This is a genomic window from Streptococcus sp. GMD5S, assembly GCF_000298715.2.
Taxonomy (GTDB): Bacteria; Bacillota; Bacilli; order Lactobacillales; family Streptococcaceae; genus Streptococcus.
Genome location: NZ_AJRG02000002.1, coordinates 90,958 through 114,147, shown reverse-complemented (window position 1 = coordinate 114,147; position 23,190 = coordinate 90,958). Strand labels below are relative to the sequence as shown.

26 protein-coding genes and 1 pseudogene are annotated in these 23,190 nt (G+C 39.6%); 12 read left to right on the top strand and 15 right to left on the bottom strand.

Annotated features, from left to right (window positions below):
• Positions 1–45 precede the first annotated feature (45 nt).
• Positions 46–786, bottom strand: a complete 741-nt coding sequence (locus GMD5S_RS0202040) for an amino acid ABC transporter ATP-binding protein (protein ID WP_001096331.1) — start codon at positions 784–786, stop codon at positions 46–48.
• Positions 786–2,951: an ABC transporter substrate-binding protein/permease gene (locus tag GMD5S_RS0202035; protein ID WP_000726965.1), complete on the bottom strand. Its 2,166-nt coding sequence runs from the start codon at positions 2,949–2,951 to the stop codon at positions 786–788. The genes GMD5S_RS0202040 and GMD5S_RS0202035 overlap by 1 nt, the downstream gene beginning before the upstream one ends.
• A gap of 180 nt (positions 2,952–3,131) precedes the next feature.
• Here GMD5S_RS0202035 and uvrB point away from each other — a divergent pair, with 180 nt between their 5' ends.
• The 8 genes from uvrB to GMD5S_RS0201990 all read left to right on the top strand — a co-directional run bounded on the left by uvrB (position 3,132) and on the right by GMD5S_RS0201990 (position 9,357).
• Positions 3,132–5,120 carry an excinuclease ABC subunit UvrB gene (uvrB, locus tag GMD5S_RS0202030; RefSeq protein ID WP_000610402.1) on the top strand — a complete coding sequence of 663 codons (1,989 nt, stop codon included), beginning with the start codon at positions 3,132–3,134 and terminating at the stop codon, positions 5,118–5,120.
• A gap of 15 nt (positions 5,121–5,135) precedes the next feature.
• Complete coding sequence (locus GMD5S_RS0202025) at positions 5,136–5,762, top strand: NAD(P)H-dependent oxidoreductase (RefSeq protein ID WP_000699273.1); 627 nt, start codon at positions 5,136–5,138, stop codon at positions 5,760–5,762.
• A gap of 8 nt (positions 5,763–5,770) precedes the next feature.
• Positions 5,771–6,334 carry a GNAT family N-acetyltransferase gene (locus GMD5S_RS0202020; protein WP_000262764.1) on the top strand — a complete coding sequence of 188 codons (564 nt, stop codon included), beginning with the start codon at positions 5,771–5,773 and terminating at the stop codon, positions 6,332–6,334.
• On the top strand, positions 6,300–6,803 hold the full coding sequence (locus GMD5S_RS0202015; protein ID WP_001054582.1) for a GNAT family N-acetyltransferase: 504 nt from the start codon (positions 6,300–6,302) through the stop codon (positions 6,801–6,803). Before GMD5S_RS0202020 ends, GMD5S_RS0202015 begins: the two co-directional genes overlap by 35 nt.
• An 89-nt stretch (positions 6,804–6,892) precedes the next feature.
• The gene (locus GMD5S_RS0202010; RefSeq protein WP_001049352.1) at positions 6,893–7,396 is read left to right on the top strand and encodes a hypothetical protein; all 504 of its coding nucleotides are present in this window, start codon (positions 6,893–6,895) and stop codon (positions 7,394–7,396) included.
• 495 nt (positions 7,397–7,891) lie between these two features.
• On the top strand, positions 7,892–8,449 hold the full coding sequence (locus GMD5S_RS0202000; protein WP_000439989.1) for a hypothetical protein: 558 nt from the start codon (positions 7,892–7,894) through the stop codon (positions 8,447–8,449).
• A complete protein-coding gene (locus GMD5S_RS0201995) occupies positions 8,427–8,864 on the top strand; it encodes a hypothetical protein (protein ID WP_000159689.1) in 438 nt (145 codons plus the stop codon). Before GMD5S_RS0202000 ends, GMD5S_RS0201995 begins: the two co-directional genes overlap by 23 nt.
• Before the next feature lie 25 nt (positions 8,865–8,889).
• On the top strand, positions 8,890–9,357 hold the full coding sequence (locus GMD5S_RS0201990) for an 8-oxo-dGTP diphosphatase (protein WP_000091519.1): 468 nt from the start codon (positions 8,890–8,892) through the stop codon (positions 9,355–9,357).
• Here GMD5S_RS0201990 and GMD5S_RS0201985 read toward each other — a convergent pair.
• Both GMD5S_RS0201985 and GMD5S_RS0201980 read right to left on the bottom strand, forming a co-directional pair.
• Positions 9,354–9,869, bottom strand: a complete 516-nt coding sequence (locus tag GMD5S_RS0201985) for a transcription repressor NadR (RefSeq protein ID WP_000159158.1) — start codon at positions 9,867–9,869, stop codon at positions 9,354–9,356. The two genes, GMD5S_RS0201990 and GMD5S_RS0201985, sit on opposite strands and share 4 nt — an antisense overlap.
• An 11-nt stretch (positions 9,870–9,880) precedes the next feature.
• Complete coding sequence (locus GMD5S_RS0201980; protein WP_000354645.1) at positions 9,881–10,408, bottom strand: ECF transporter S component; 528 nt, start codon at positions 10,406–10,408, stop codon at positions 9,881–9,883.
• A 133-nt stretch (positions 10,409–10,541) separates the two neighbouring features.
• Here GMD5S_RS0201980 and GMD5S_RS0201975 point away from each other — a divergent pair, with 133 nt between their 5' ends.
• Positions 10,542–10,901 carry a hypothetical protein gene (locus GMD5S_RS0201975; protein ID WP_000604855.1) on the top strand — a complete coding sequence of 120 codons (360 nt, stop codon included), beginning with the start codon at positions 10,542–10,544 and terminating at the stop codon, positions 10,899–10,901.
• Between the two features lie 42 nt (positions 10,902–10,943).
• Here the strand turns inward: GMD5S_RS0201975 and GMD5S_RS0201970 are convergent, their stop codons facing one another.
• Genes GMD5S_RS0201970 through coaB form a run of 3 tightly spaced genes read right to left on the bottom strand, consistent with a single transcriptional unit; the run spans position 10,944 to position 12,743 of the window.
• Complete coding sequence (locus tag GMD5S_RS0201970; protein WP_000747416.1) at positions 10,944–11,507, bottom strand: ECF transporter S component; 564 nt, start codon at positions 11,505–11,507, stop codon at positions 10,944–10,946.
• Entirely contained in the window at positions 11,491–12,042 is a 552-nt protein-coding gene (coaC, locus tag GMD5S_RS0201965) for a phosphopantothenoylcysteine decarboxylase (RefSeq protein WP_001274054.1), read from the bottom strand. Before coaC ends, GMD5S_RS0201970 begins: the two co-directional genes overlap by 17 nt.
• 11 nt (positions 12,043–12,053) lie before the next feature.
• Entirely contained in the window at positions 12,054–12,743 is a 690-nt protein-coding gene (gene coaB / locus GMD5S_RS0201960; RefSeq protein ID WP_000699526.1) for a phosphopantothenate--cysteine ligase, read from the bottom strand.
• A gap of 229 nt (positions 12,744–12,972) precedes the next feature.
• Here coaB and GMD5S_RS0201955 point away from each other — a divergent pair, with 229 nt between their 5' ends.
• The 3 genes from GMD5S_RS0201955 (at position 12,973) to radC (ending at position 17,840) form a co-directional block, all read left to right on the top strand.
• The gene (locus GMD5S_RS0201955; protein ID WP_000845258.1) at positions 12,973–14,643 is read left to right on the top strand and encodes a formate--tetrahydrofolate ligase; all 1,671 of its coding nucleotides are present in this window, start codon (positions 12,973–12,975) and stop codon (positions 14,641–14,643) included.
• A gap of 182 nt (positions 14,644–14,825) precedes the next feature.
• Positions 14,826–17,117, top strand: a complete 2,292-nt coding sequence (gene pcrA, locus GMD5S_RS0201950) for a DNA helicase PcrA (RefSeq protein WP_000992901.1) — start codon at positions 14,826–14,828, stop codon at positions 17,115–17,117.
• 42 nt (positions 17,118–17,159) lie between these two features.
• Positions 17,160–17,840, top strand: a complete 681-nt coding sequence (radC, locus tag GMD5S_RS0201945) for a RadC family protein (protein ID WP_000286946.1) — start codon at positions 17,160–17,162, stop codon at positions 17,838–17,840.
• A gap of 14 nt (positions 17,841–17,854) precedes the next feature.
• Here the strand turns inward: radC and GMD5S_RS0201940 are convergent, their stop codons facing one another.
• From GMD5S_RS0201940 to GMD5S_RS0201910, 8 genes and pseudogenes are all read right to left on the bottom strand, one after another.
• On the bottom strand, positions 17,855–18,340 hold the full coding sequence (locus tag GMD5S_RS0201940; protein WP_001002682.1) for a hypothetical protein: 486 nt from the start codon (positions 18,338–18,340) through the stop codon (positions 17,855–17,857).
• A 23-nt stretch (positions 18,341–18,363) separates the two neighbouring features.
• Positions 18,364–19,053, bottom strand: coding sequence for a gamma-glutamyl-gamma-aminobutyrate hydrolase family protein (locus GMD5S_RS0201935; protein WP_000743314.1), 690 nt, complete (start codon positions 19,051–19,053; stop codon positions 18,364–18,366).
• Between the two features lie 15 nt (positions 19,054–19,068).
• Positions 19,069–19,710 (bottom strand): redox-sensing transcriptional repressor Rex, encoded by a 642-nt coding sequence (locus GMD5S_RS0201930; RefSeq protein WP_000653410.1) that lies wholly within the window; start codon positions 19,708–19,710, stop codon positions 19,069–19,071.
• A gap of 82 nt (positions 19,711–19,792) precedes the next feature.
• Positions 19,793–20,012 (bottom strand): annotated as a pseudogene (locus GMD5S_RS10150) (DUF4649 family protein).
• Positions 20,013–20,018: 6 nt separating this feature from the next.
• A complete protein-coding gene (locus GMD5S_RS0201925; protein WP_000863524.1) occupies positions 20,019–20,366 on the bottom strand; it encodes a DUF1831 domain-containing protein in 348 nt (115 codons plus the stop codon).
• Positions 20,367–20,370: 4 nt separating this feature from the next.
• On the bottom strand, positions 20,371–21,486 hold the full coding sequence (locus tag GMD5S_RS0201920) for a cysteine desulfurase family protein (protein ID WP_000639681.1): 1,116 nt from the start codon (positions 21,484–21,486) through the stop codon (positions 20,371–20,373).
• Between the two features lie 9 nt (positions 21,487–21,495).
• Positions 21,496–22,455 carry a ribose-phosphate diphosphokinase gene (locus GMD5S_RS0201915; RefSeq protein ID WP_001283843.1) on the bottom strand — a complete coding sequence of 320 codons (960 nt, stop codon included), beginning with the start codon at positions 22,453–22,455 and terminating at the stop codon, positions 21,496–21,498.
• A gap of 111 nt (positions 22,456–22,566) precedes the next feature.
• Positions 22,567–23,136, bottom strand: a complete 570-nt coding sequence (locus tag GMD5S_RS0201910) for a CYTH domain-containing protein (RefSeq protein ID WP_000681312.1) — start codon at positions 23,134–23,136, stop codon at positions 22,567–22,569.
• Positions 23,137–23,190: the final 54 nt, after the last annotated feature.

Sequence of the window (23,190 nt, the reverse complement as noted above, 5' to 3'; positions counted from 1 at the left end):
CCAATACGCAATTAAAAACTGTAAGGAGAGCCTTACAGTTTTGTTTTATACATTTAAGACCTTGTCCAAGAACTCTTTTAGACGACGGTGTTGTGGGTTATCGAAGATTTGATCTGGAGTTCCATCTTCCAGGAATTCACCATCAGCCGTAAAGATAACACGGTTAGCCACCTGACGAGCAAATCCCATCTCATGGGTTACGATAATCATGGTCATACCTTGCTCTGCCAATTCCTTCATAACATTCAGTACATCTCCAACCATCTCAGGGTCCAGAGCGGAAGTTGGCTCATCAAAGAGCATGATATCAGGATTCATGGCAAGTCCACGAGCGATAGCTACACGCTGTTTTTGACCACCTGATAGGCTATCTGGGTTAGCATTAGCTTTGTCTGCAAGACCGACTTTCTCCAGCAACTCCATCCCCAATTTCTCAGCTTCTTCTTTGGTCATTCGTTTGTGTTCAATAGGTGCAAAAGTGATATTTTCTAGGACTGACATGTGAGGGAAGAGGTTGAAATGTTGGAAGACCATTCCCACGTTTTCACGAACATGGTCGACATTGGTTGATTTTTCAGTCAGATCATAACCATTTACTGTGATGTGGCCACTCGTTACCTCCTCGAGGAGGTTAAGGCTACGGAGGAAGGTCGATTTACCAGAACCAGAAGGACCGATGATACAAACAACATCTCCTTCATAAAACTTAGTAGTAATACCTTTTAAAACTTCGTCTTTTCCATAATACTTATGCAAATCATTTACATCAATTTTTAGTTTTGCCATTAACGAATCCTCTTTTCTAAGCGTTTCGCTAGTCTAGTCAAAAGCGTGATAATTACAAGATAGAAGATAGCAAGGATTGCATACATCTTGAAACTTTGGTAGTTACGGGCAATGATGATCTTACCAGTTTGGAAGAGTTCAACCAAACCGATAGCAGAGACGATGGTTGTATCTTTAAGAGCGATAACGAATTGGTTGACAAAGTTTGGCAACATCAATTTAGTTGCTTGTGGCAAGATAATCTTACGCATGGTTTTTCCATAAGAGATACCAAGACTGCGGCTGGCCTCCATTTGCCCAACTGGAACAGCTTGAATCCCACCACGAACAATTTCAGCGATATAAGCAGCTGCATTGAGTGAGAGGGCGATAGTACCAGCTACAAAGTCATTGATTGGACTTTGTTGGCCTGTAATGGACTCGATGAAGTTTGGAATACCCCAGAAGATGAAGGCTGCAAGAATCATCAAGGGAATACCACGGATAACGTCAACGAAAATCTCAGAGATTAGACGAAGAGATTTATATGGGCTAACACTAAACATACCAAAGATAATACCGATGACAATGGCAATTGCAAATGAGATAAGAGCTAGAGCAAGAGTGATTCCAAGTCCACTAAGAAGTTGTTTGTAGTTGTTTTGAAGCAAGCCCCAGATAGTTGTTTCGTCAACCGTACTTGTAGAGTCAGTTGAAGTTTCGCTAGCTAGATACTTGTCAAGAATCTTTTGGAATTGTCCGTTAGCTTTAAGATTTGCAAGTCCGTTATTGAACATCTGGATCAATTCTGGGTTTGTTCCTTTTTTAACCGCAAAGGCAGTTTCACCGATTGGAGTTCCAGCGATTGGTGTTTTCAATTTTTGACCTTGGCTGATAGAATATTTGAGAACAGGCTCATCATCCATCACAGCATCAATAGCTCCAGTATTCAGACTGTCATACATTGATGCGCCATCTGCAAAGGTTTTAATCTTATAGCCGTATTTGCTTTGATTTTCAGTAAGGAAGGTTTGAGAGGCAGTTCCGTTTTTAACACCAACAGTTTTATCCTTGAGGTCTTCATAAGAAGCAATTGTGCTTGATTCTTTTACACCAAGAATCGTATTTGCTGTGTAGTATGATTCTGAGAAGTCGAAGGTTTCCTTACGAGCATCTGTTACAGACATACCAGCAATGATACCATCTGCTTGCCCTGCTTGAACAGCACTGATGGCTGCGTCAAATCCTGGGTTGGTAATTTCAATTTCAAAACCTTGATCTTTGGCAATCGCCTTGATGAGGTCCATATCAATACCAGTGTATTGATTGCTTGAATTTTGAAAGACGAATGGGGCGAAAGATGAGTCGCTAGCAATAATGTACTTGCTTTTCACTGGAGTAGCTTTTTGCCCAGCAGCAGTAGTTGTCGTTGGGGTTGCCGTAGTTGTAGAAGCTGTCCATTTTTGGATGATTTGCTCCAAGCTACCATCTTTCTTCATTTGTGCTAGGGCTTCATTAAACTCGGTAACCAAGTGTTCATACTTGCTCCCTTTCTTGACACCAAAAGCAAAGCTTCCAACAGCCTCACCATCCATATTGATGCTGAGATCTTGCCCTTGGTTAATCGCATACTCAATAACAGGTTTATCATCCATGATAGCATTTACAGCACCAGCACTTAGACTATTATTCATCAAATCACCAGTATCAAAGGTTTTAATAGAGAAACCGTATTTATCTTTGATACTTTCGAGGAAACGTTGAGCGGCAGTTCCGTTCTTAACTCCAACTGTTTTTCCGCTAAGTTCCTCATATTTGGTGATTTTATTTGCCTTTGTGGTAGCAATGACAACTTTTGTATCATAATAAGTATCAGACATGGTAAAGACATTTTCACGTTCTTTTGTTTTTGTCATACCTGCCATAATGGCATCTGCTTGACCTGACTGCACTGCATTTACAGCTGCATCAAAGCCAGGATAAGACATTTGGATGTTCCATCCTTTGATTTCTGCGACTTTATTGATAATATCAACATCAATCCCTTTATAGGTTTGATCTGAATCTTTAAACTCAAAAGGTGCGTAAGCTGTATCAGACACAATCTTAACAGTATCAGCTTTTGCCATACCTAGTGAGAAAATGGGAAATAAAATGAGCAAACATGCTAGTATTTTTTTCTTCATTTTTAGTCTCCTTTTCCGAATATTTTCCCATTATATCAGAAAATGAATGAAAAGGCAAATTTAATGGATTTTATGTAAGAAAATGTAACATAGAATCCTTGCTCTCATCAACCTAGAGAAGAGTCTGAAAAGTAAATTTATGGTAAAATAGAAAGATAAAAAAATGCAGATGAGGCAATCATGATAAATAGAATAACAGATAATAAATTTAAACTAGTATCAAAATATGAACCTTCAGGAGATCAACCCCAAGCGATTGAGCAGTTGGTTGACAATATAGAGGGTGGAGAAAAGGCCCAAATTTTGATGGGGGCGACGGGTACAGGGAAGACCTATACCATGAGTCAGGTCATTTCCAAAGTCAATAAACCTACTTTGGTCATTGCCCATAACAAAACCCTAGCTGGTCAGCTCTATGGGGAGTTTAAGGAATTTTTCCCTGAAAATGCTGTTGAGTACTTCGTATCCTACTATGATTATTATCAACCTGAGGCCTATGTCCCTTCGAGTGATACTTATATTGAAAAGGATAGCTCGGTCAATGATGAGATTGACAAGCTCCGTCACTCAGCGACTTCGGCTCTTTTAGAGCGTAATGATGTCATTGTCGTGGCTTCAGTCTCTTGTATCTATGGTTTGGGTTCGCCCAAAGAATACGCTGACAGTGTTGTAAGTCTACGTCCAGGGCTTGAAATTTCTCGTGATAAACTCTTGAATGACTTGGTTGATATCCAATTTGAACGTAATGATATTGATTTCCAACGGGGAAGATTTCGTGTGCGTGGGGATGTGGTGGAGATTTTCCCAGCTTCTCGTGATGAACACGCTTTTCGAGTAGAGTTTTTCGGGGATGAGATTGACCGTATCCGTGAAGTTGAGGCTTTGACAGGTCAGGTATTGGGAGAAGTCGATCATTTGGCGATTTTCCCTGCCACTCACTTTGTGACCAATGATGACCACATGGAAGTTGCGATTGCGAAAATTCAAGCAGAATTAGAAGAGCAGTTAGCTGTCTTTGAGAAGGAAGGCAAACTGCTAGAAGCCCAGCGTTTGAAACAGCGAACAGAGTATGATATTGAGATGTTACGTGAGATGGGCTATACCAACGGTGTTGAAAACTACTCACGCCACATGGATGGTCGTAGTGAAGGAGAGCCTCCTTATACGCTTCTCGACTTTTTCCCAAATGATTTCTTGATCATGATTGATGAAAGTCACATGACCATGGGGCAAATCAAGGGCATGTATAATGGAGACCGTTCTCGTAAGGAAATGTTGGTCAATTATGGTTTCCGTTTGCCGTCTGCCTTGGACAATCGCCCTCTCCGTCGGGAGGAGTTTGAAAGTCATGTGCACCAGATTGTTTACGTTTCAGCGACACCAGGTGACTATGAAAATGAACAGACCGAGACAATAATTGAGCAAATCATTCGTCCGACAGGACTTCTAGATCCTGAAGTGGAAGTTCGTCCAACTATGGGACAGATTGATGACCTCCTAGGTGAAATCAATGCCCATGTTGAAAAGAATGAACGGACCTTTATTACCACCTTGACTAAGAAAATGGCAGAAGACTTGACCGACTACTTCAAAGAAATGGGCATCAAGGTCAAGTATATGCACTCGGACATCAAGACCTTGGAGCGGACGGAGATTATCCGTGACCTACGCTTGGGTGTTTTTGATGTCTTGGTCGGAATCAACCTGCTCCGCGAAGGGATTGACGTACCTGAAGTAAGTTTGGTTGCTATTCTAGATGCTGACAAGGAAGGCTTCCTTCGTAACGAACGTGGCCTCATCCAGACCATTGGCCGTGCTGCCCGTAATAGCGAAGGGCATGTAATCATGTATGCGGACACGATGACTCAGTCTATGCAACGTGCCATCGATGAAACGGCTCGCCGTCGGAAAATCCAGATGGCTTATAATGAAGAGCATGGTATCGTACCTCAAACCATTAAGAAAGAAATCCGTGACCTGATTGCTGTGACCAAGGCAGTTTCTAAGGAAGAGGACAAGGAAGTCGATATCAATAGCCTCAACAAACAAGAACGCAAAGAACTCGTCAAGAAACTGGAAAAACAAATGCAAGAAGCCGTCGAAGTGCTTGACTTTGAACTGGCAGCTCAGATACGCGATATGATGTTGGAAGTCAAGGCGTTGGGGTAGTGAAGGAGAAAACGAATGAAAATTTTAGTCATCAATGGACATCATGACAAGGGAAGTTTCTGTCAAGAAATTTTTCAAACGATTGTAGAAAATATTGACTCAAATCATCATGAGCTTGAATCTATTAACCTAAATGAGATAGATTTTGATCCTGTATTACGTTATGGTTATCGAAAACGGATGGAAGAGGACCCCTTCATACTTCGCTCTCAGGAATTAATTCAGTGGGCAGATCATTTCATTTTTGTTTATCCAATTTGGTGGAGTAGTATGCCTAGTTTATTGAAGGGTTGGATTGATCGTGTTTTCACGCCAGGAATTGCGTACTCTGCCAATAATCAAGGAAGTTTTATTTTAAACTACTTAAGGGGTCAGCAGTTTAAAAAGTTACTAAAAGGAAAAACAGCTAGTATTTACGCAACATCCATGGCACCAACATGGTGGTACAAAGTATTTTCAGGTCCTATCAATATCCCAGACAGTTATGGAATATCAGTATTAAAGAATGCTGTCCTAAATCACTGCGGTATTAAAACAAAGAAAGTTTCAATTTTGGGTGAGTTAGGGCGTGAGGTGAATACAAATTCTACAAGACAAAAATATCTACAAAAAGTAGCTGATGAAGTCAAGGCGTTGGATTAGGAAAAAGTATGGTTTATTTAAGAAAACTAAATGAAGAAGATTTGGTGTCTTTGTGGGAAATTGCTTATTCACAATCTAATCCAATTTGGAAGCAGTATGATGCTCCCTATTATGACGATTATCAGCATTTTCCTAATTTTCAAGAATTTAAACTACAAAAATCAGAATCTACTCTAAACAACTCAAATCGCCTTGGTATTTTTGTTGATGATAAATTAGTTGGGACTGTTTCGCGCTACTGGGTATGTAAACAAACAAGATGGATGGAATTGGGGATTTGTATTTATGATAACAAATTTTGGAACTCTGGCATTGGAAAAGCTGCTATGCTACAATGGATAGATCGGACATTTAAGGATTACTTGGTGTTGGAGCATCTTGGTTTGACAACTTGGTCAGGAAATCTTGGTATGGTAAAACTTGCTGAAAAATTAAGAATGAAAAAAGAAGCTCATATTCCAAAAGTTCGTTATTACCAAGGCAAATATTTTGATAGTATTAAATATGGTATTCTGAGAGAAGAATGGAGTAAAATAAATGAACCTAACTATCAAACAAATGGAAACTCCTGAAGAGATAGAAGGTAAATCCTTCGTTCATTGGCAAACGTGGAGAGAGGCTTATGATGATCTTTTACCTGCAGAATTTCAGGAGACGATGACATTAGAAAGATGTCGATTCTTTAGTCAAAAATATCCTAAAAATACATTGATTGCGATAGATGGCATGAAGGTAGTTGGTTTTATCAGTTATGGAAACTTTCGTGATGAGACTATTCAAGCTGGTGAAATTATTACCTTATATGTTTTAAAAGACTATTATGGAAAAGGTATTTCTCAGAAGTTAATGAAGGAAGCTCTGACGACTCTTGAACAGTTCTCTGAAATATTTTTATGGGTATTAAAAGGGAATAAGCGAGCCATTGCATTCTATCAAAAAATGGGTTTTACTTTTGATGGGCAAGAAAAAATACTTGACCTTGGAAAACCTATCACTGAAATTAGAATGGTACGTAAGAAATCCTCAAAATCTGAGACTTAAATACTGGTAGAATTGCGATTTTGTTTTCAGATTACTCAATGAACAAAAAATCACGTTTTAGCAGATATTTTAAATAGAAAGAAGTTATTATGAATTTGAAAGAGAAGAATTATAAGAAGTCATCGAGCTTAGATTCTGTTCGTTTTTGGTTACAAGGTCATCGATTTATCAAATTTATGCTTGATATTATCTTTTATATCATCTTGTTCCTAGTTATAGAATTTACAACATCACAGAACAAAAGCATTCCAGCTGATTTTCGGTACAGAGAGCTTTTATTTCCCTTGCAATTGAATCTTTTTATCTTGGGTAATAGGTTTTATGCTCTCTTTTTGTCAGTGAAAACTGAAAAAGAAAGGACTCTTAAAAGATTTTGTGAACCCTTTATTTATATCAATATCCTTAGCTTCATTTTTCAACTGATTGGTGTGAGAAAAAGAGGAAGAGTCGTTCTGTCACCTTTGTTTTCACTGGAGTCATCCTATATCTGGTTTCCTATTGTCATCTACCTTCTAGTCTTGATGTTAACTTTGGCAATCTTCTTTCTCTCTAAAGGCTCAAAAAAAGGAGTAGATGAAAATGAAGATGAGTAGGCAAATGAAGTACAAGACAAAAGAAAAGCCTTCTTGGACTAAGAGGATTTTTCTTTGGATGGAAAGGCACAGAAGGATTGGTCAACTTTTGGATACGAGTGTATTATTTGGATCTATGTTTGTATCATTTCTTGCCGCCTCTTACATTAGTTACCTATTACCGAACATAAACTATCTTTCCCCCTTAAGCTTCAATCTTATCCTTCTGATCTTATCAACCTATTTCCTTGTCTTTCGTTTTAGTAGTGATAAACTTCAGAAATGGCGTTACTTTTCATGGGGATTTATTGGGTTCAATGGTCTTCTTTTTCCCTTTCATCTCTTGGTAGGTCTGAATTGGCTAGGACGTCGTAAGTCAACGAATTTCCCTCCCATAATTTCTATGGATCCAGCCTATGTCTGGGTTCCTATTGTAAGTTATCTATTTTTCTTTTTCTTGGGGCTGGGCATTCTGCTTTTGATTATACGGATAGAAAAGAGAAGAAGGAGGCGCAAATGGAACGAAAGATTAAGAAACCAAAGAAGATCAAACAACAGAACAGACAAATGAGAAAAATCCAGAAAAAGTATTCTTTGATAGCTCACGTCCACTTGTGGATAGAAAGACATTCAAAGATTTCTTCTTTTATGGATGGTGGTATAATATTATTATCTATTTTTGGTATCATGTATGTATTGTTCGGGACGTCACTTATCCCGAAACCATATCAAGAAATGTCCTATCTCTTGCCAATTATTATGAATTTTGTCTTTTTGGTGCACACACTCTATCAAGGTATTTTTAGAGATGGTTTTATCAATAAGGCTTCAGTACAAGGATTTTTAAAAGCTTTTCTATACATAAATGGACCTATTTTTCTCCTCCACTTACTTGTTGGGGTGAAAGGGAGAAATGTTAAAAAAAATCCTTCCTTATTATCTGTTGATTATCGCTACATCTGGCTTCCAATTGCTACCTATCTAATCTTTTTCATCATTCCAGCGATATTGATGGTGATTTTGAAATATAATGACAAAAAGAGGAAAAATCATGACAAAAGAAAATCTAACTAAGTTAATTTCGTTTAAGACACTTTATTTAGCTTTGCTGACCTTTGTGGTTCTTCATTTGGTGTTGCTGGTTTTTGGACTATCTTTTACGCCGATTTTGTGGAATAGTTGGTTTTTCATTCTTTGTTTGACCTTCCTAATCCATCCTTGGAGAATCTTTTATAGAACAAGAGATGCTAAATGGTATCACCTTATTTTTCAAGTATTTAGTGGATTGGTGACATTTTACCTTTGGTTTGCAGCATTTTTTGTTTTATCAGTTATCTCGGATCCAGCCGTCCCTATCAATATAGACTATCGCATAGAAGATAAGGAAATCATCATTGCTAGAGGTTTTTTGGCCCGTACTACTTATGACCATCATGAATTGATTAATCCCTTTATCATGAAGTCCGAAGTAAAATATCGAGATGAATAATAACAAATAGAAAGTGAGTGAATCCATGTCACGTTCCCAAAAAACAATCCTAACAAACATCTGCCTTGTCGAAGATAAGGCGCGAGGTAAAGTCCTAATGCAATATCGCTCTCCTGAAAACAATCGCTGGTCTGGCTATGCCTTTCCAGGAGGACATGTTGAGAATGGCGAGGCCTTTGCCGAGTCTGTCATTCGTGAGATTTATGAAGAAACTGGTTTGACCATTCAGAATCCCCAACTGGTCGGCATTAAAAACTGGCCCTTAGATACAGGTGGGCGCTACATCGTTGTTTGTTATAAGGCGACAGAGTTTACTGGAAGTCTCCAATCCTCAGAAGAAGGAGAAGTATCTTGGGTACAAAAAGACCAGATTCCAAATTTGGATCTGGCCTATGATATGTTGCCTCTGATGGAAATGATGGAAGCACCTGACAAGTCTGAGTTCTTCTATCGCCACCGTACAGAGGACGGCTGGGAGAAAGAAATTTTCTAGTCTTTTACCAAATAACCCAACTGATCCAAGGCCTCCTCGATATAGTGGAGGTCTTGTTGTGTCTCGGCTTCAACAAGGTGGTAATGGATGCCGTCTGTCAATTCAGAAAGGGGTCTAAAGTCTGAATTCTCGACTTGTTCCAGAAAGTGCTGGACATCTCGGCGACAAGTGAGTTTGAGTAGGGTTTCAATTTCGCCATAAACGGGATGATCGATTAAGATATTTTGAACGCGTCCGCCATTATCTACAATAGCTAGTAGTTCCTGACCGATTTCTTCCAGTTCATGTTTCACTTTAAAGAGTTTGTGGACGTAGGGGCTGGCATCATTTTCTTTGTAGATATAGCCACGATTGGTGGATAGGATAGGAGCTCCATCTGCTCGGAGAATAGCGATGTCCTGTACAATGACCTGACGCGTAACATGAAAGTGTTCAGCCAAGGTTTGACCATTGAGAGCTTTTGGCGCTTCTTTTAATAGTTTGAGAAGAGCTTGTTTGCGATCCTTTGTCATAGTTTTTCCTTTTAGCGACGTTTTCGAAGCACTTTATAGACAGCTAGTGCTAATGTATAGTCTACCATACTATGAACGATTGTGCCAAAACCAACTAGGACAAAGAGAACATAAAACATATTTTCAACATTTGTCCCTGAAGTAGCATAGAAGATGATACAAGCTATTACTTCAGCGATAGCATGAACAACACCCAAAACAAAGTTAAAAATCCAAGATGTCTTTGGTTTATCCAAGGTTTCAGGGAATTTCTTTAAGTACAAAGCCCCCAAAGTACCAAAAACGATGTGAGAGAAGGCACGAAGTACAATAACAGGCGGATAACCTGCCATCAGGAAACCAAGACTAGAAGCAATAATCACAAAAGCAGCCATCAAAGGTGAAAGAAACATGGCAATAAAGATGGGGATATGACTTCCCAAAGTGTAAGAAGCCGGTGGGATAACGATTTTAAAAGGCATAATGATTGGAATCAAAATCGCTATTGCAGTGAGTAGGGCAGTCATAGTCATAAACTGCGTTTTTTTCCGTATATCCATAAGAACCTCCATTTATCTGTATATACACAAGTATAGTACAATAAATAGTTAGCCAAGTCAAGGTTCAATATTGATTTTTAAGACATATTTGGTTAAAATGTGGTAAAGAATTTTTGATTTAGGAGAGGATGTCATGATACTTGTTGTTTATCTAGTTGTGGTAATCGTGATGATGTCAAAGCAGAGAAAAGAAGGGAAAGTAGTCTCAGGTTGGACTCGTTTCATAGTTTATAGTTTATTGGTCCTGTCGCTACTCTCTCTATTAGCAAGCAGTCTGGCTGTTTCACTCTTTAGCCTTCCTTTATTAGGTTTTCTTTTGATGGCAGCAATACTAGAAATTGCTTATTTCGTTAGATTGGTAATTGCATTTGGTTTGGTTTTACTATCTCTAACCCTATACTTGGATAGCCAAAAAAGTCAGCAACCTATATCGTTTTCGTATCAACTCCTGCTCTTTGGATTTCACATCTTTTTGATTATTCTCATGCTTTAACAATGAAAACTCCACCTTCAGGATGAAAGTGGAGTTGATTTTTTATTTCTTCAAGGTTTGTAAACGTGGGACAATTGCTACTGTGAGAACTGCAGAGATGACAAGCTCAGCAATTGAGTTGGTTGAAATAACAGTTGCAAGGAGTTTCTGGATATTTCCATCGAAGACACTTCCAAAAAGGAAGAAGATTCCCCCAAGTACAAATACTGTATTTGTAAGTGAACCGAGAGCTCCGGCAATGATGAGACCCGTTCTATTTTTCAATAATTTATAAACTAGATAAGGTGTCAGACCAATCAAAATACGAGGTAGGATGGCAATCATTGCTGAATAGATGTTTCCGTTTGGTACAAAAGGTGAGAATAGGTAGCTGGTTGGAAGGATTGTAATCGTGTTAACCGTCAAGCTAAGTAGTCCCATCAAGAAACCGAGTGTAACACCAACTCGTGGGCCGTAAATAATACTTGCAATAATAACAGGAATATGCACGATAGTTGGTTTAATTGGGAATGGGAATAGATTAAATAAGAGTGAGCTCAGAAAGTGAATGACCAACATGGTCGCAAAAAAGATAGCAATCGGAGCAATATTAGAGCGTTTTTTCATTGAGTGTTTCCTTTATTCTTTCTAAAATAATATCCAGGTCTGCTAAAGCTCCCCTTCCGTAGTCTCCACAAGCAAGTAAGGATTCTTTCGGAGAGATAAGCTTGTAACCATATGTTTCTAAAGTTTTAAGGTTTGTTTGAGTTGCCGGATGATCATACATCTTTGTATTCATGGCTGGCGCCAAGAGTTTAGGGATGTTTTGGGGTAAAGCTAATGCTGTACTAGTCACCATGTTATCCGCAAAACCGTGCGCAAGTTTAGCAATGGTATTAGCAGTAGCAGGGACAACAATAAAAAGGTCAGCTTTTTTTCCTAGTTCGATATGATTGACTTGCTCAGGAGCGGGTTCCTGCATGACATCAAGGTGGACAGGATTTTGAGAGAGGACCTGTAGTGTCAACGGTTGGATAAACTCTCTAGCTGCCTCAGTCATTAAGACAGTGACCTGATGGCCTTGTTTTTTCAAGGAACTGACTAGATCAGCTGCTTTATAGGAGGCAATGGAACCTGTCACTGCGATGAGAATATTTGCCATGGCTTTCCTTTCTATGAATCGTATGCTTGAATTTTTTCAAGTAGAAGACTTGCAATTTCCTCTTTGGTTTGAACGGTTTGGAGTTGCTCTTTTTCAACAAAGATTGCTTGATGCTGATTTGCTGAAATTTGAGTCAGGTCATTTGCAATGATTAAGTCTGCTTGGTTCTTGACAAGACTCTGTCTAGCAACTTCAATAAGATGATCCTCAGTAACATCAACCAATAGTTTGAACCCAATCAGATGAATAGCCGGATTCCATTTCTTGACTAGAGAGATGATTTTGGGTGTTTTTTTCAGGAATAAGACCTGAACCTCATCAGTTGAAGAAATCTTAGTTTGATGATTCTGCTTGTTTAAGAATTCTTCCAAATTGGAGCTAGCCTCAACTTCCTCAAGTCCCGTCATATAAACAGGAGTGTAGTCAGACACAGCCATTGAGTGGATTAAGACCTGATATTCCTTAACAAGTTCTTGCATCACAACTAGAAGGTCGTTGGTATTATCAATTTCTCGAATGCTTAGGTTGGGATGAGCTTCTGGCTTCAGAGCTCGTTTTGTCGTTATCAAAAAAACTTCATGCCCCGCAGCAAGCAAGGTTTCTGTGATGATTTTCCCCAAGCGACCTGTAGAATGGTTAGTAATAGAGCGGACACTATCGATAGCTTCACTCGTACCGCCCGATGTGACTAAAATTTTCATAGCACTATTGTACACAAAAATAAACAGTAAGTAAAATGAAAGCGATAAATTTTTGGTAAAAGCGAAGATTAACTATAGTTTCAAACTATAAAGCCATATAAAATTTTTCAAAGGGCCCTAAAAATCTTGAAATTCAGGATATTTACGAACGTTTAGAGAGTTTTAGAATGTGAAAAATCTTGTTTTGTGTTATAATGAATTATCACATTAGAGGTTAGAGGAGTTTTGAATGAAAACAGATATTGAAATCGCGCAGAGTATTGAGTTAAAACCAATCGTTGATGTTGTTGAGAAACTGGGTATTTCTTACGATGATTTGGAATTGTATGGAAAGTACAAGGCTAAACTCAGCTTTGATAAAATTCGTGCAGTTGAGAGCAATCCAGTTGGGAAATTGATCTTGGTTACTGCCATCAACCCAACACCTGCTGGTGAGGGGAAATCAACCATTACCATTGGTCTTGCGGATGCCTTGAACAAGATTGGTAAGAAAACCATGATTGCTATTCGCGAACCGTCTCTTGGCCCAGTAATGGGGATCAAGGGTGGTGCAGCCGGTGGTGGTTATGCCCAAGTGTTGCCAATGGAAGACATCAACCTTCACTTTACCGGGGATATGCATGCCATTACAACTGCTAACAACGCTCTTTCTGCCTTGATTGACAACCACTTACACCAAGGAAATGAGCTGGGAATCGACCAACGTCGTATTCTTTGGAAACGTGTTGTGGACTTGAATGACCGCGCTCTTCGTCATGTGACCGTTGGACTTGGCGGTCCTCTAAATGGTATTCCTCGTGAGGATGGTTTTGACATTACCGTAGCTTCCGAAATCATGGCTATTCTTTGCTTGGCGACGGATATTGAAGATTTGAAACGTCGTTTGGCGAATATCGTTATCGGATATCGCTATGACCGTACACCAGTTTCTGTTGGTGATTTGCAGGTTGAGGGTGCTTTAGCATTGATTTTGAAAGATGCTATCAAACCGAACTTGGTTCAGACAATTTACGGTACACCTGCTTTTGTTCACGGTGGTCCATTTGCCAATATCGCTCATGGATGTAACTCTGTCTTGGCAACAACAACAGCCCTTCACTTGGCTGATTATACTGTTACTGAAGCTGGTTTTGGTGCGGACCTTGGTGCTGAGAAATTCCTTGACATTAAGACACCAAACTTGCCAGCATCTCCAGATGCTGTTGTCATCGTCGCAACTCTCCGTGCCCTTAAGATGAATGGTGGTGTAGCTAAGGACGCTCTTACAGAGGAAAATGTAGAAGCAGTTCGTGCAGGTTTTGCTAACTTGAAACGCCACGTTGAGAACATCCGTAAGTTCGGTATTCCAGCAGTTGTAGCTATCAATGAATTTGTTTCTGATACAGAGGCTGAAATCGCAGCCTTGAAGGAACTTTGTGCCTCAATCGATGTACCAGTAGAATTGGCTAGTGTCTGGGCTGATGGCGCAGAAGGTGGTGTAACACTTGCCGAAACACTTGTCAAGACAATCTCTGAAAATCCAGCCAACTACACTCGTCTTTATGACAATGACCTTTCTGTCCAAGAAAAGATTGAAAAGATTGTTACTGAAATCTATCGTGGTAGCAAAGTGAACTTTGAGAAGAAAGCTCAAACACAAATCGCTCAAATCGTTCAAAACGGATGGGACAAATTGCCAATCTGTATGGCTAAAACTCAGTACAGTTTCTCAGACAATCCAAATGCACTTGGAGCACCAGAAAACTTTGAAATTACCATTCGTGAATTGGTACCAAAATTAGGGGCAGGCTTTATTGTTGCCCTAACTGGTGATGTCATGACCATGCCAGGCCTTCCAAAACGACCAGCCGCTCTTAATATGGATGTTGAAAGCGACGGAACTGTTCTAGGATTGTTCTAATAGTTTAATTGAATTAAAATGAGTTTGGAAATAATATCCAAGCTCATTTTTTTATCTAGCTTTAAGGAGTTGTCTTCAGCTGATAATAGAGTTACTTTCTAGACGCAATCAGTCTAGGTAAAGATATTTTCCTCGATTTCTGATATAATAGAAACATTGACTTCAAGAGTAAGGAAGAGAAAATGAACGCATTATTGAATGGAATGAATGACCGTCAGGCTGAGGCAGTGCAAACGACAGAAGGGCCCTTATTAATCATGGCTGGTGCTGGTTCTGGGAAGACTCGTGTTTTAACTCACAGAATCGCCTACTTGATTGATGAAAAGATGGTCAATCCTTGGAATATTTTGGCCATTACCTTTACCAATAAGGCGGCGCGTGAGATGAAGGAGCGTGCCTATGGCCTCAATCCAGCTACTCAGGACTGTTTGATTGCGACCTTTCACTCCATGTGTGTTCGTATCCTACGTCGCGATGCGGATCATATTGGCTACAATCGGAATTTCACTATTGTAGATCCTGGTGAGCAACGAACTCTCATGAAACGCATTCTCAAGCAGTTAAACTTGGATCCAAAAAAATGGAATGAACGAACCATTTTGGGAACCATTTCCAATGCTAAGAATGACTTGATTGATGATGTGGCTTATGCTGCTCAGGCTGGTGATATGTATACGCAAATCGTGGCCCAGTGTTATACAGCTTATCAAAAGGAGCTTCGTCAGTCTGAGTCCGTTGACTTTGATGATTTGATTATGCTGACCCTGCGTCTCTTTGATCAAAATCCTGACGTCTTGACTTACTATCAGCAGAAGTTCCAGTACATTCATGTTGATGAGTACCAAGATACCAACCATGCCCAGTATCAATTGGTCAAACTCTTGGCTTCACGCTTTAAAAATATCTGCGTAGTCGGTGATGCTGACCAGTCTATTTACGGTTGGCGTGGGGCTGATATGCAGAATATCTTGGATTTTGAGAAAGATTATCCTCAAGCCAAGGTAGTTTTGCTAGAGGAAAATTACCGTTCAACCAAAACCATTCTCCAAGCAGCCAATGACGTCATCAAAAACAATAAAAACCGTCGCCCCAAGAATCTCTGGACCCAGAATGCCGATGGGGAGCAAATCGTTTATTATCGCGCAAATGACGAACAGGATGAGGCTGTTTTTGTAGCCAAAACCATTGATGAACTTGGTCGTAGTCAAAACTTCCTCCACAAGGATTTTGCAGTTCTTTATCGGACTAATGCGCAATCCCGTACTATTGAGGAAGCACTGCTTAAGTCCAATATTCCTTATACTATGGTCGGAGGGACCAAGTTCTACAGCCGTAAGGAAATCCGTGATATTATCGCCTACCTTAATCTTATTGCTAATTTAAGTGACAATATCAGTTTTGAGCGCATTATTAACGAACCAAAACGTGGAATTGGCCCAGGAACCGTTGAGAAAATCCGTGATTTTGCGAATATGCAAGAGATGTCTATGCTGGATGCTTCAGCTAATATTATGTTGTCTGGCATCAAAGGAAAAGCAGCACAGTCAATTTGGGACTTTGCCAATATGATCTTGGATTTGCGAGAAAAACTGGATCAATTAACTATCACCGAGCTGGTGGAGGCTGTTCTAGAAAAAACAGGTTATGTCGATATTCTTAATGCTCAGGCAACCTTGGAAAGCAAGGCGCGGGTTGAAAATATCGAAGAGTTCCTATCTGTTACCAAGAACTTTGATGACAATCCTGATAGTCAAGAAGAAGAAACAGGTTTGGATAAACTCAGTCATTTCTTGAATGACTTAGCCTTGATTGCAGATACGGATACAGGCAGTCAGGAGACATCAGAAGTGACCTTGATGACCCTCCATGCAGCTAAGGGACTTGAGTTCCCAGTTGTCTTTATCATTGGGATGGAGGAAAATGTCTTTCCCCTTAGCCGTGCAGCAGAAGATCCGGATGAACTGGAAGAGGAACGTCGTTTGGCCTATGTAGGTATCACGCGCGCGGAGAAAATCCTCTATCTGACCAATGCCAACTCTCGATTACTGTTTGGGAAGACCAACTATAACCGTCCAACACGTTTCATCAATGAAATCAGTTCGGACTTGCTTGAGTATCAGGGCTTGGCTCGACCAGCCAATACTAGCTTTAAGGCTTCTTATAGCAGTGGCGGAGTGGCCTTTGGTCAAGGTATGAGCTTAGCCCAGGCCCTTCAAGAACGGAAACGCAATGCCGCACCAAGCTCTATCCAGTCTAGTGGTCTCCCATTTGGTCAGTTTGCAGCCGGAAATAAAAAAGATTCAAGCGATACCAACTGGTCTATTGGGGATATTGCTCTCCACAAGAAGTGGGGAGAGGGAACTGTTCTGGAAGTCTCTGGTAGCGGTGATACTCAGGAGTTGAAAATCAATTTCCCAGAAGTGGGGCTGAAAAAACTCTTAGCCAGTGTAGCCCCAATTGAGAAAAAAATCTAATTTTCTATCCTTCTCACGAATAATAAAGTGAGGAGGATTTTTATGTACAGTATTTCATTCCAAGAAGATTCACTCTTGCCTAGAGAAAGACTGGTTAAAGAAGGAGTAGAGGCACTGAGCAATCAAGAATTGCTAGCAATTCTACTCAGAACCGGAACGCGTACGGCCAATGTTTTTGAAATTTCCCAGAAAGTCTTAAACAGTTTGACTAGTCTAACTGATTTGAAAAAAATGACCCTGCAGGAATTGCAGAGTCTGTCTGGTATTGGACGGATTAAGGCCATTGAACTACAAGCAGTGATTGAACTGGGACATCGCATTCACAAACATGAAACCCTTGAGATGGAAAGTATTCTCAGTAGTCAAAAGCTAGCCAAGAAAATGCAACAGGAACTTGGCGATAAAAAACAAGAGCACCTAGTGGCGCTCTATCTCAATACTCAAAATCAAATCATTCATCAGCAAACTATTTTTATCGGCTCTGCGACACGCAGCATTGCAGAACCAAGGGAAATCCTTCACTATGCCATCAAGCATATGGCGACTTCTGTTATTTTAGTCCACAATCATCCATCAGGCGCAGTAGCACCTAGCCGAAATGATGATCATGTAACCAAGTTAGTCAAGGAAGCCTGTGAACTGATGGGAATTGTGTTCTTGGACCATTTGATTGTCTCTCACTCTGATTACTTTAGTTACCGTGAAAAGACGGATTTGATTTAAGATTGCACATGATCTTACTCAATTACTTTTAAAACATAGGAATCTACTTCTGCCATATTGATAACAGGAAGAGGTTTTATCGTGGGTACAAGTAAATCTTCTTGAACGATAAAGTTGACAATCGAATTGAAATCTTCGATTTTATAATATCTTTTTTTATGAATGAGAATATCTCTGTAAAAGTAAAGACGTGAATGAAATTTACTTTTTAGTTTAGCATCTGCCTTTTTACAAAATAGTTTTGCCTTTTTAGACATTTCTTTCAGCTGTTTTTCTTTTTGAGATAGTTTATCGAAATTCTCTTTATTCTTAGAAAAAGATTGGTAACTTTCCGCTGTTAAAAGTCTATAGAGATTAGAAAGATGAAAGCAAACCCTTATTTCTTTTTCATTGTTTGATAAGAAATAAGGGTTTGCTTCCTTTTCCTTATAAGATATGAAAACATTAGCTTCTATATCTCTCAAAATCTCATGAGTAGAAGGTATTTTAATTTCATTCATGATTAATAACCTATTTATAAGTCCTAGAGTTCGTTAACAACATAGTCAAACAGCGTTTTATCTTTGGGGCGGTTTTCAAAGAGAAATTCAGGATGCCATTGAACACCAAGATAAGGGAAGCCGTCCGTAGTTGTCACAGCCTCAATGATTCCATCTTTAGGATCATGTGCTACAACCTTAAGATTTGAGGCTAGATCTTTAATGCTCTGGTGGTGGAAGGAGTTGATGTGAGAGATTTCTCCATAGATTTCTCGGAGAATGGTATCAGGTTCCGTTACGAGGCGTTGGGTCGTGTATTCGGCTGAACAGTCCTGCCAATGATCCTCGATATCTTGGTATAGCGTGCCTCCCATGGCGACATTGAAAAGTTGAGTACCCCGACAAACAGAGAAAATTGGTTTCTTTTGCTTAATCGCTTCTTTGATAAGTGCTAGTTCAAAAATATCTCTTTGAAGGTGATAGTCATCACTATCAATAGCCTTTGGTTCACCATAGTATTTTGGATCAACATTTTGCCCACCCGTTAGGATGAGCTTATCAATGATACTGATGTAATAGGCAGCCATTTCTTGATCACCAATCGGTAGGATGATTGGAATTCCGCCAGCGTCCTTGACTCCTTCAACAAAGCCTTTTGCTGCATAGCTCATCATGATGTCATCATCTGGATGAGCTTTTTCATTTCCTGTAATCCCAATAACTGGTTTTTTCATAAATGCTTTCGCTTTCTAATCCTCTTTACGCATAAAATAGAGGAGGGTTTGGAGTTCGCTTGTCAAATCGACATACTGAACAACCACATCTTTTGGGAGGTGCAAGTGGACAGGAGAAAAACTGAGAATCCCTTTTACACCTGCATCAACCAAAAGATTGGCAACTTCTTGTGATTTAACACTTGGAACTGTTAGGATAGCAGTTTTGACATCTGCTTCTTTGATTTTTTCTTTAATCTGTGAGATACCATAGATTGGAATTCCATCAGGTGTCTGGCTCCCAACTTCTGGATGGTCATCTAGGTCAAAGGCCATGATAATTTTCATCTTGTTACGCTCGTGGAAGCGGTAGTGGAGAAGGGCATGGCCCATATTTCCGATTCCAACTAACATAACATTTGTAATGGAGTTATCATTTAGGAGATCAGCAAAAAAATTCATCAATTTTTTGACATCGTAACCAAAACCACGACGACCTAGTTCACCAAAATAGGAAAAATCCCGACGAACGGTCGCAGAGTCGATACCGATAGCCTCTGCAATTTGCTTGGAGTTGGCACGTTCGATTTTTTCTGCATGAAATCTCTTGAAAATTCGATAGTAAAGAGAGAGTCTTTTTGCTGTTGCTTTTGGAATAGCAGACTGTTTATCTTTCACAAAATCACAACCTTTCTATTCTTCTATTTTATAGAAACATTGTGAAAAAATCAACAAAAACAAGAAAAAACTAAGAAATTTCTTAGTTTTTATCTGAAAAATGAGCTTGTGATAGAAAACGGTAGAGATCGCCAACCAATCCTTGATAAATCACCTTATCATTCAGCGTTAAGGAGCTGAATGATAAGGTGAGTATCAGGTAGGGTCACACAGCCTGATAGAGATAACATAAGCTCTTCGTAATCCTTATATTCAAGTGTACGTTCTACGTGATAGTTATCTTGATAGGTAAGTCGATACATAGTCAATTATCTTTCTTCTTTAGTGAAGATACCGCGTTCTACTAAACTGTCCATGAGGAAGTAGAATTTTTCTTGGTGAATATGGTGATCTTCTGATTTAAAGATATTCACCAAACGAAGGCCAGATTTGTCAGTGATGTTGAGTTTAGCACCTGTAAGGTCTTTATTGATGATGATTTTTAGGTTGAAACCTTCACCACTGTTGGGTACTTTTTCAAGTAGACGAGTCAGTTCGAAGTTTCCAACTTTTGTTTCAAAGAAAGTATTGTCTTTCAGTGTGAACTTTTTGACAGTTGGGCTAAGTGTATAGTCGTAGCGGCAGTTTTGTAGTTTAATGGTTTTTTCGAATGCCATTAGATTAATCTCCAATAATATTTTTTAAGGTTTGTGCGAGTTGTTTCAGTTCCTCCTCAGTGTTAAGAGGAGAGAGACTGATACGGACAGATTCTTTCAATCGATGTGAATCTGGTCCATAAAATGCTTCAAGCACATGACTGGTTTGCACAATACCAGCAGTACAAGCGGAACCGGTAGAAATTGAAATTCCCTCAAGGTCTAACCGAAGTAAAAGCAAATCATTTTTCTGACCAGGAAAACCGATATTCAAAACATAAGGCAGTTGGTCTTGACTTTCATTGAGATAGTAGTCTAAATCAGCAATTTCTTCTAAAAAAGCAGATTTGAGTGCGCTTAGTTTTTGGTAATGCTTAGCTTGGTTATTTAAATCCTCTTTGAGAGCAGCGACCATACCTACAATGGCAGCGAGATTTTCTGTTCCAGCCCGTTTCTTTTGTTCTTGGTCTCCACCGTGAAGGTAGGAATCAAAGCCCGTGGAAGAAGCATAAAGAAAGCCAACTCCTTTTGGTCCATGGAATTTGTGGGCAGAAGCGCTAAGGAAATCAATTCCTAACTCCTTTGGATGGATAGGGATTTTTCCGATAGCTTGAACAGCATCAACATGATAAGCAGCAGGATGTTCTTTTAAAATACGTCCAATCTCAGCGATAGGTAAGAGACTACCTGTTTCATTATTAGCATACATGGTGGAAACGAGAATGGTATCGTCACGTAAAGCTTCTTGAATCTGCTGCGCAGTGATTTCTTGATTTACTGGTTGGATGATGGTCGCTTCAAAACCAAAATGTTGTACCAGATAATCGATAGTCTCAAGCACAGAATGGTGTTCAATAGCTGTCGTGATGATATGTTTTCCACGATTTTGATGACGGAGACAATAGCCGATAATGGCTGTATTATTACTTTCTGTACCGCCAGATGTAAAAAAGATATGTTGAGGTTTGGTTCCTAGTAAGAGGGCTAAGTCCTGACGAGCTTCTCGCAAGAGTTTGCCAGCCTGCCGACCATGGCTATGAATACTAGAAGGATTACCATGAGTTTCTTGCATGACCTTAGTCATTTCAGAAATAGCTACTGCTGACATAGGAGTCGTAGCAGCATTGTCCAAATAAATCAAAGAATCACCTTATTTCTTTTTGTTGTAAGCAAAGAGTGGGCTGACTGGTTTTCTTTCATGGATGCGGACGATAGCATCTCCGATTAATTCGCTAGCAGTAATGTAACATACATTTTCTGGAGTTCTTTCTTTGGTTGCTACTGAGTCCGTCACGAGGATTTCTTTGATGTTTGTAGCGTCAAGAAGATCTGCTGCACCTTCAACAAATAAACCGTGACTGGATACTGCATAAATCTCAGTTGCGCCTTCACGTTCAACGATTTTGGCTGCTTCAGAGAATGTACGACCAGTATTTAGGATGTCGTCAATCAAGATAGCCTTTTTGCCTTCAACATCCCCAATGATATAGCCTTCGTTACGATCAGAATCATCTTGGGCGTAGTCAATGATAGCGATAGGAGCATCAAGGTATTCAGCCAAACTACGTGCACGTTTAACACCAGAGTTCTTTGGACTAACAACAACGACATCAGAGCCAAGAAGACCTTTATCACAGTAGTGCTTAGCAAATAGAGGAACAGTATAAAGATTGTCTACAGGAATGTCAAAGAAACCTTGGACCTGAACAGCATGGAGGTCAAGTGTTAGAACACGGCTTACACCAGCTTTGACAAGCATATTGGCAACTAGTTTTGCAGTGAGGGGTTCGCGAGAAGAAGCGATACGGTCCTGACGCGCATAACCAAAGTAAGGAAGGACAACGTTGATACTATGAGCACTTGCACGTACACAAGCATCAACCATGATCAACAACTCCATCAAGTGGTTGCTAACAGGGTAGCTGGTTGACTGGATGATGTAGACATCGTAACCACGGACACTTTCTTCAATGTTGACCTGGATTTCGCCGTCAGAAAATTGTCGAGAGGATAACTTCCCGAGAGGTACACCAACTGTATCCGCAATCTTTTGAGCGATTTCATGGTTAGAGTTTAGGGTGAAAAGTTTCATGTTGTTTCTATCTGACATTATAGACCGTCCTCTGTAAACTTTGCGAATCTTCTCTGAGAAAGTTTTGTTTTTCAAAGCCAGATTCTTTTATTTTTATCTTTTCTATTTTACCAAAAAAAGGAGATTATTTCAGCTTTTTTTCATGCTTTTAATAAAACGAATTAATTTTGATGGAGCTTTCTGATAAGTAATCTGATTTTCATCTAAAAATCTCTGAAAATCTTCTTTCCCTTTTTCATGGTCGGTGACTTCAAGCTCGAGTTCATAGTCCATCTGGTCAAAGTATCGACTTTCATCTAAGGCCATTAAGCCAATCTCAGCTTTCATTTCATAACGTAGAGTGGAAAGGCAGCCTAGAACAAGCCAGTCATGGCTTTCGATGCCAATCTTAGCGAGTTTCTCTAGAACGAGCCCTGGAGGTAGTTTTTGTTTTTCGAGGTACGATTCAGCTTCTGGAAGAGTTAGTTTCTGGTTGTATTCCATATTTCCTACAGTTTGAGGTACTTTTAAGGTCAATTCCGCCCAATCTGCAAAAGTGCGAATGCGCATGGCAACCTTCTTTTCATGCAATTGGAAATCTGGTGTGTCAATGTAGTAGTTCTTCTGAAAGACGGGTTGGATATGGGAAAGCTGTTTTTTTAGATGATCATATTCCTCTTTTTTCAGAAGTGTTTTCAATTCTATTTCTAAATGTTTCATTTTTTCAACCTTTTCTATATCTTTGAAAGCGATTTATGGTATAATGGACAATGT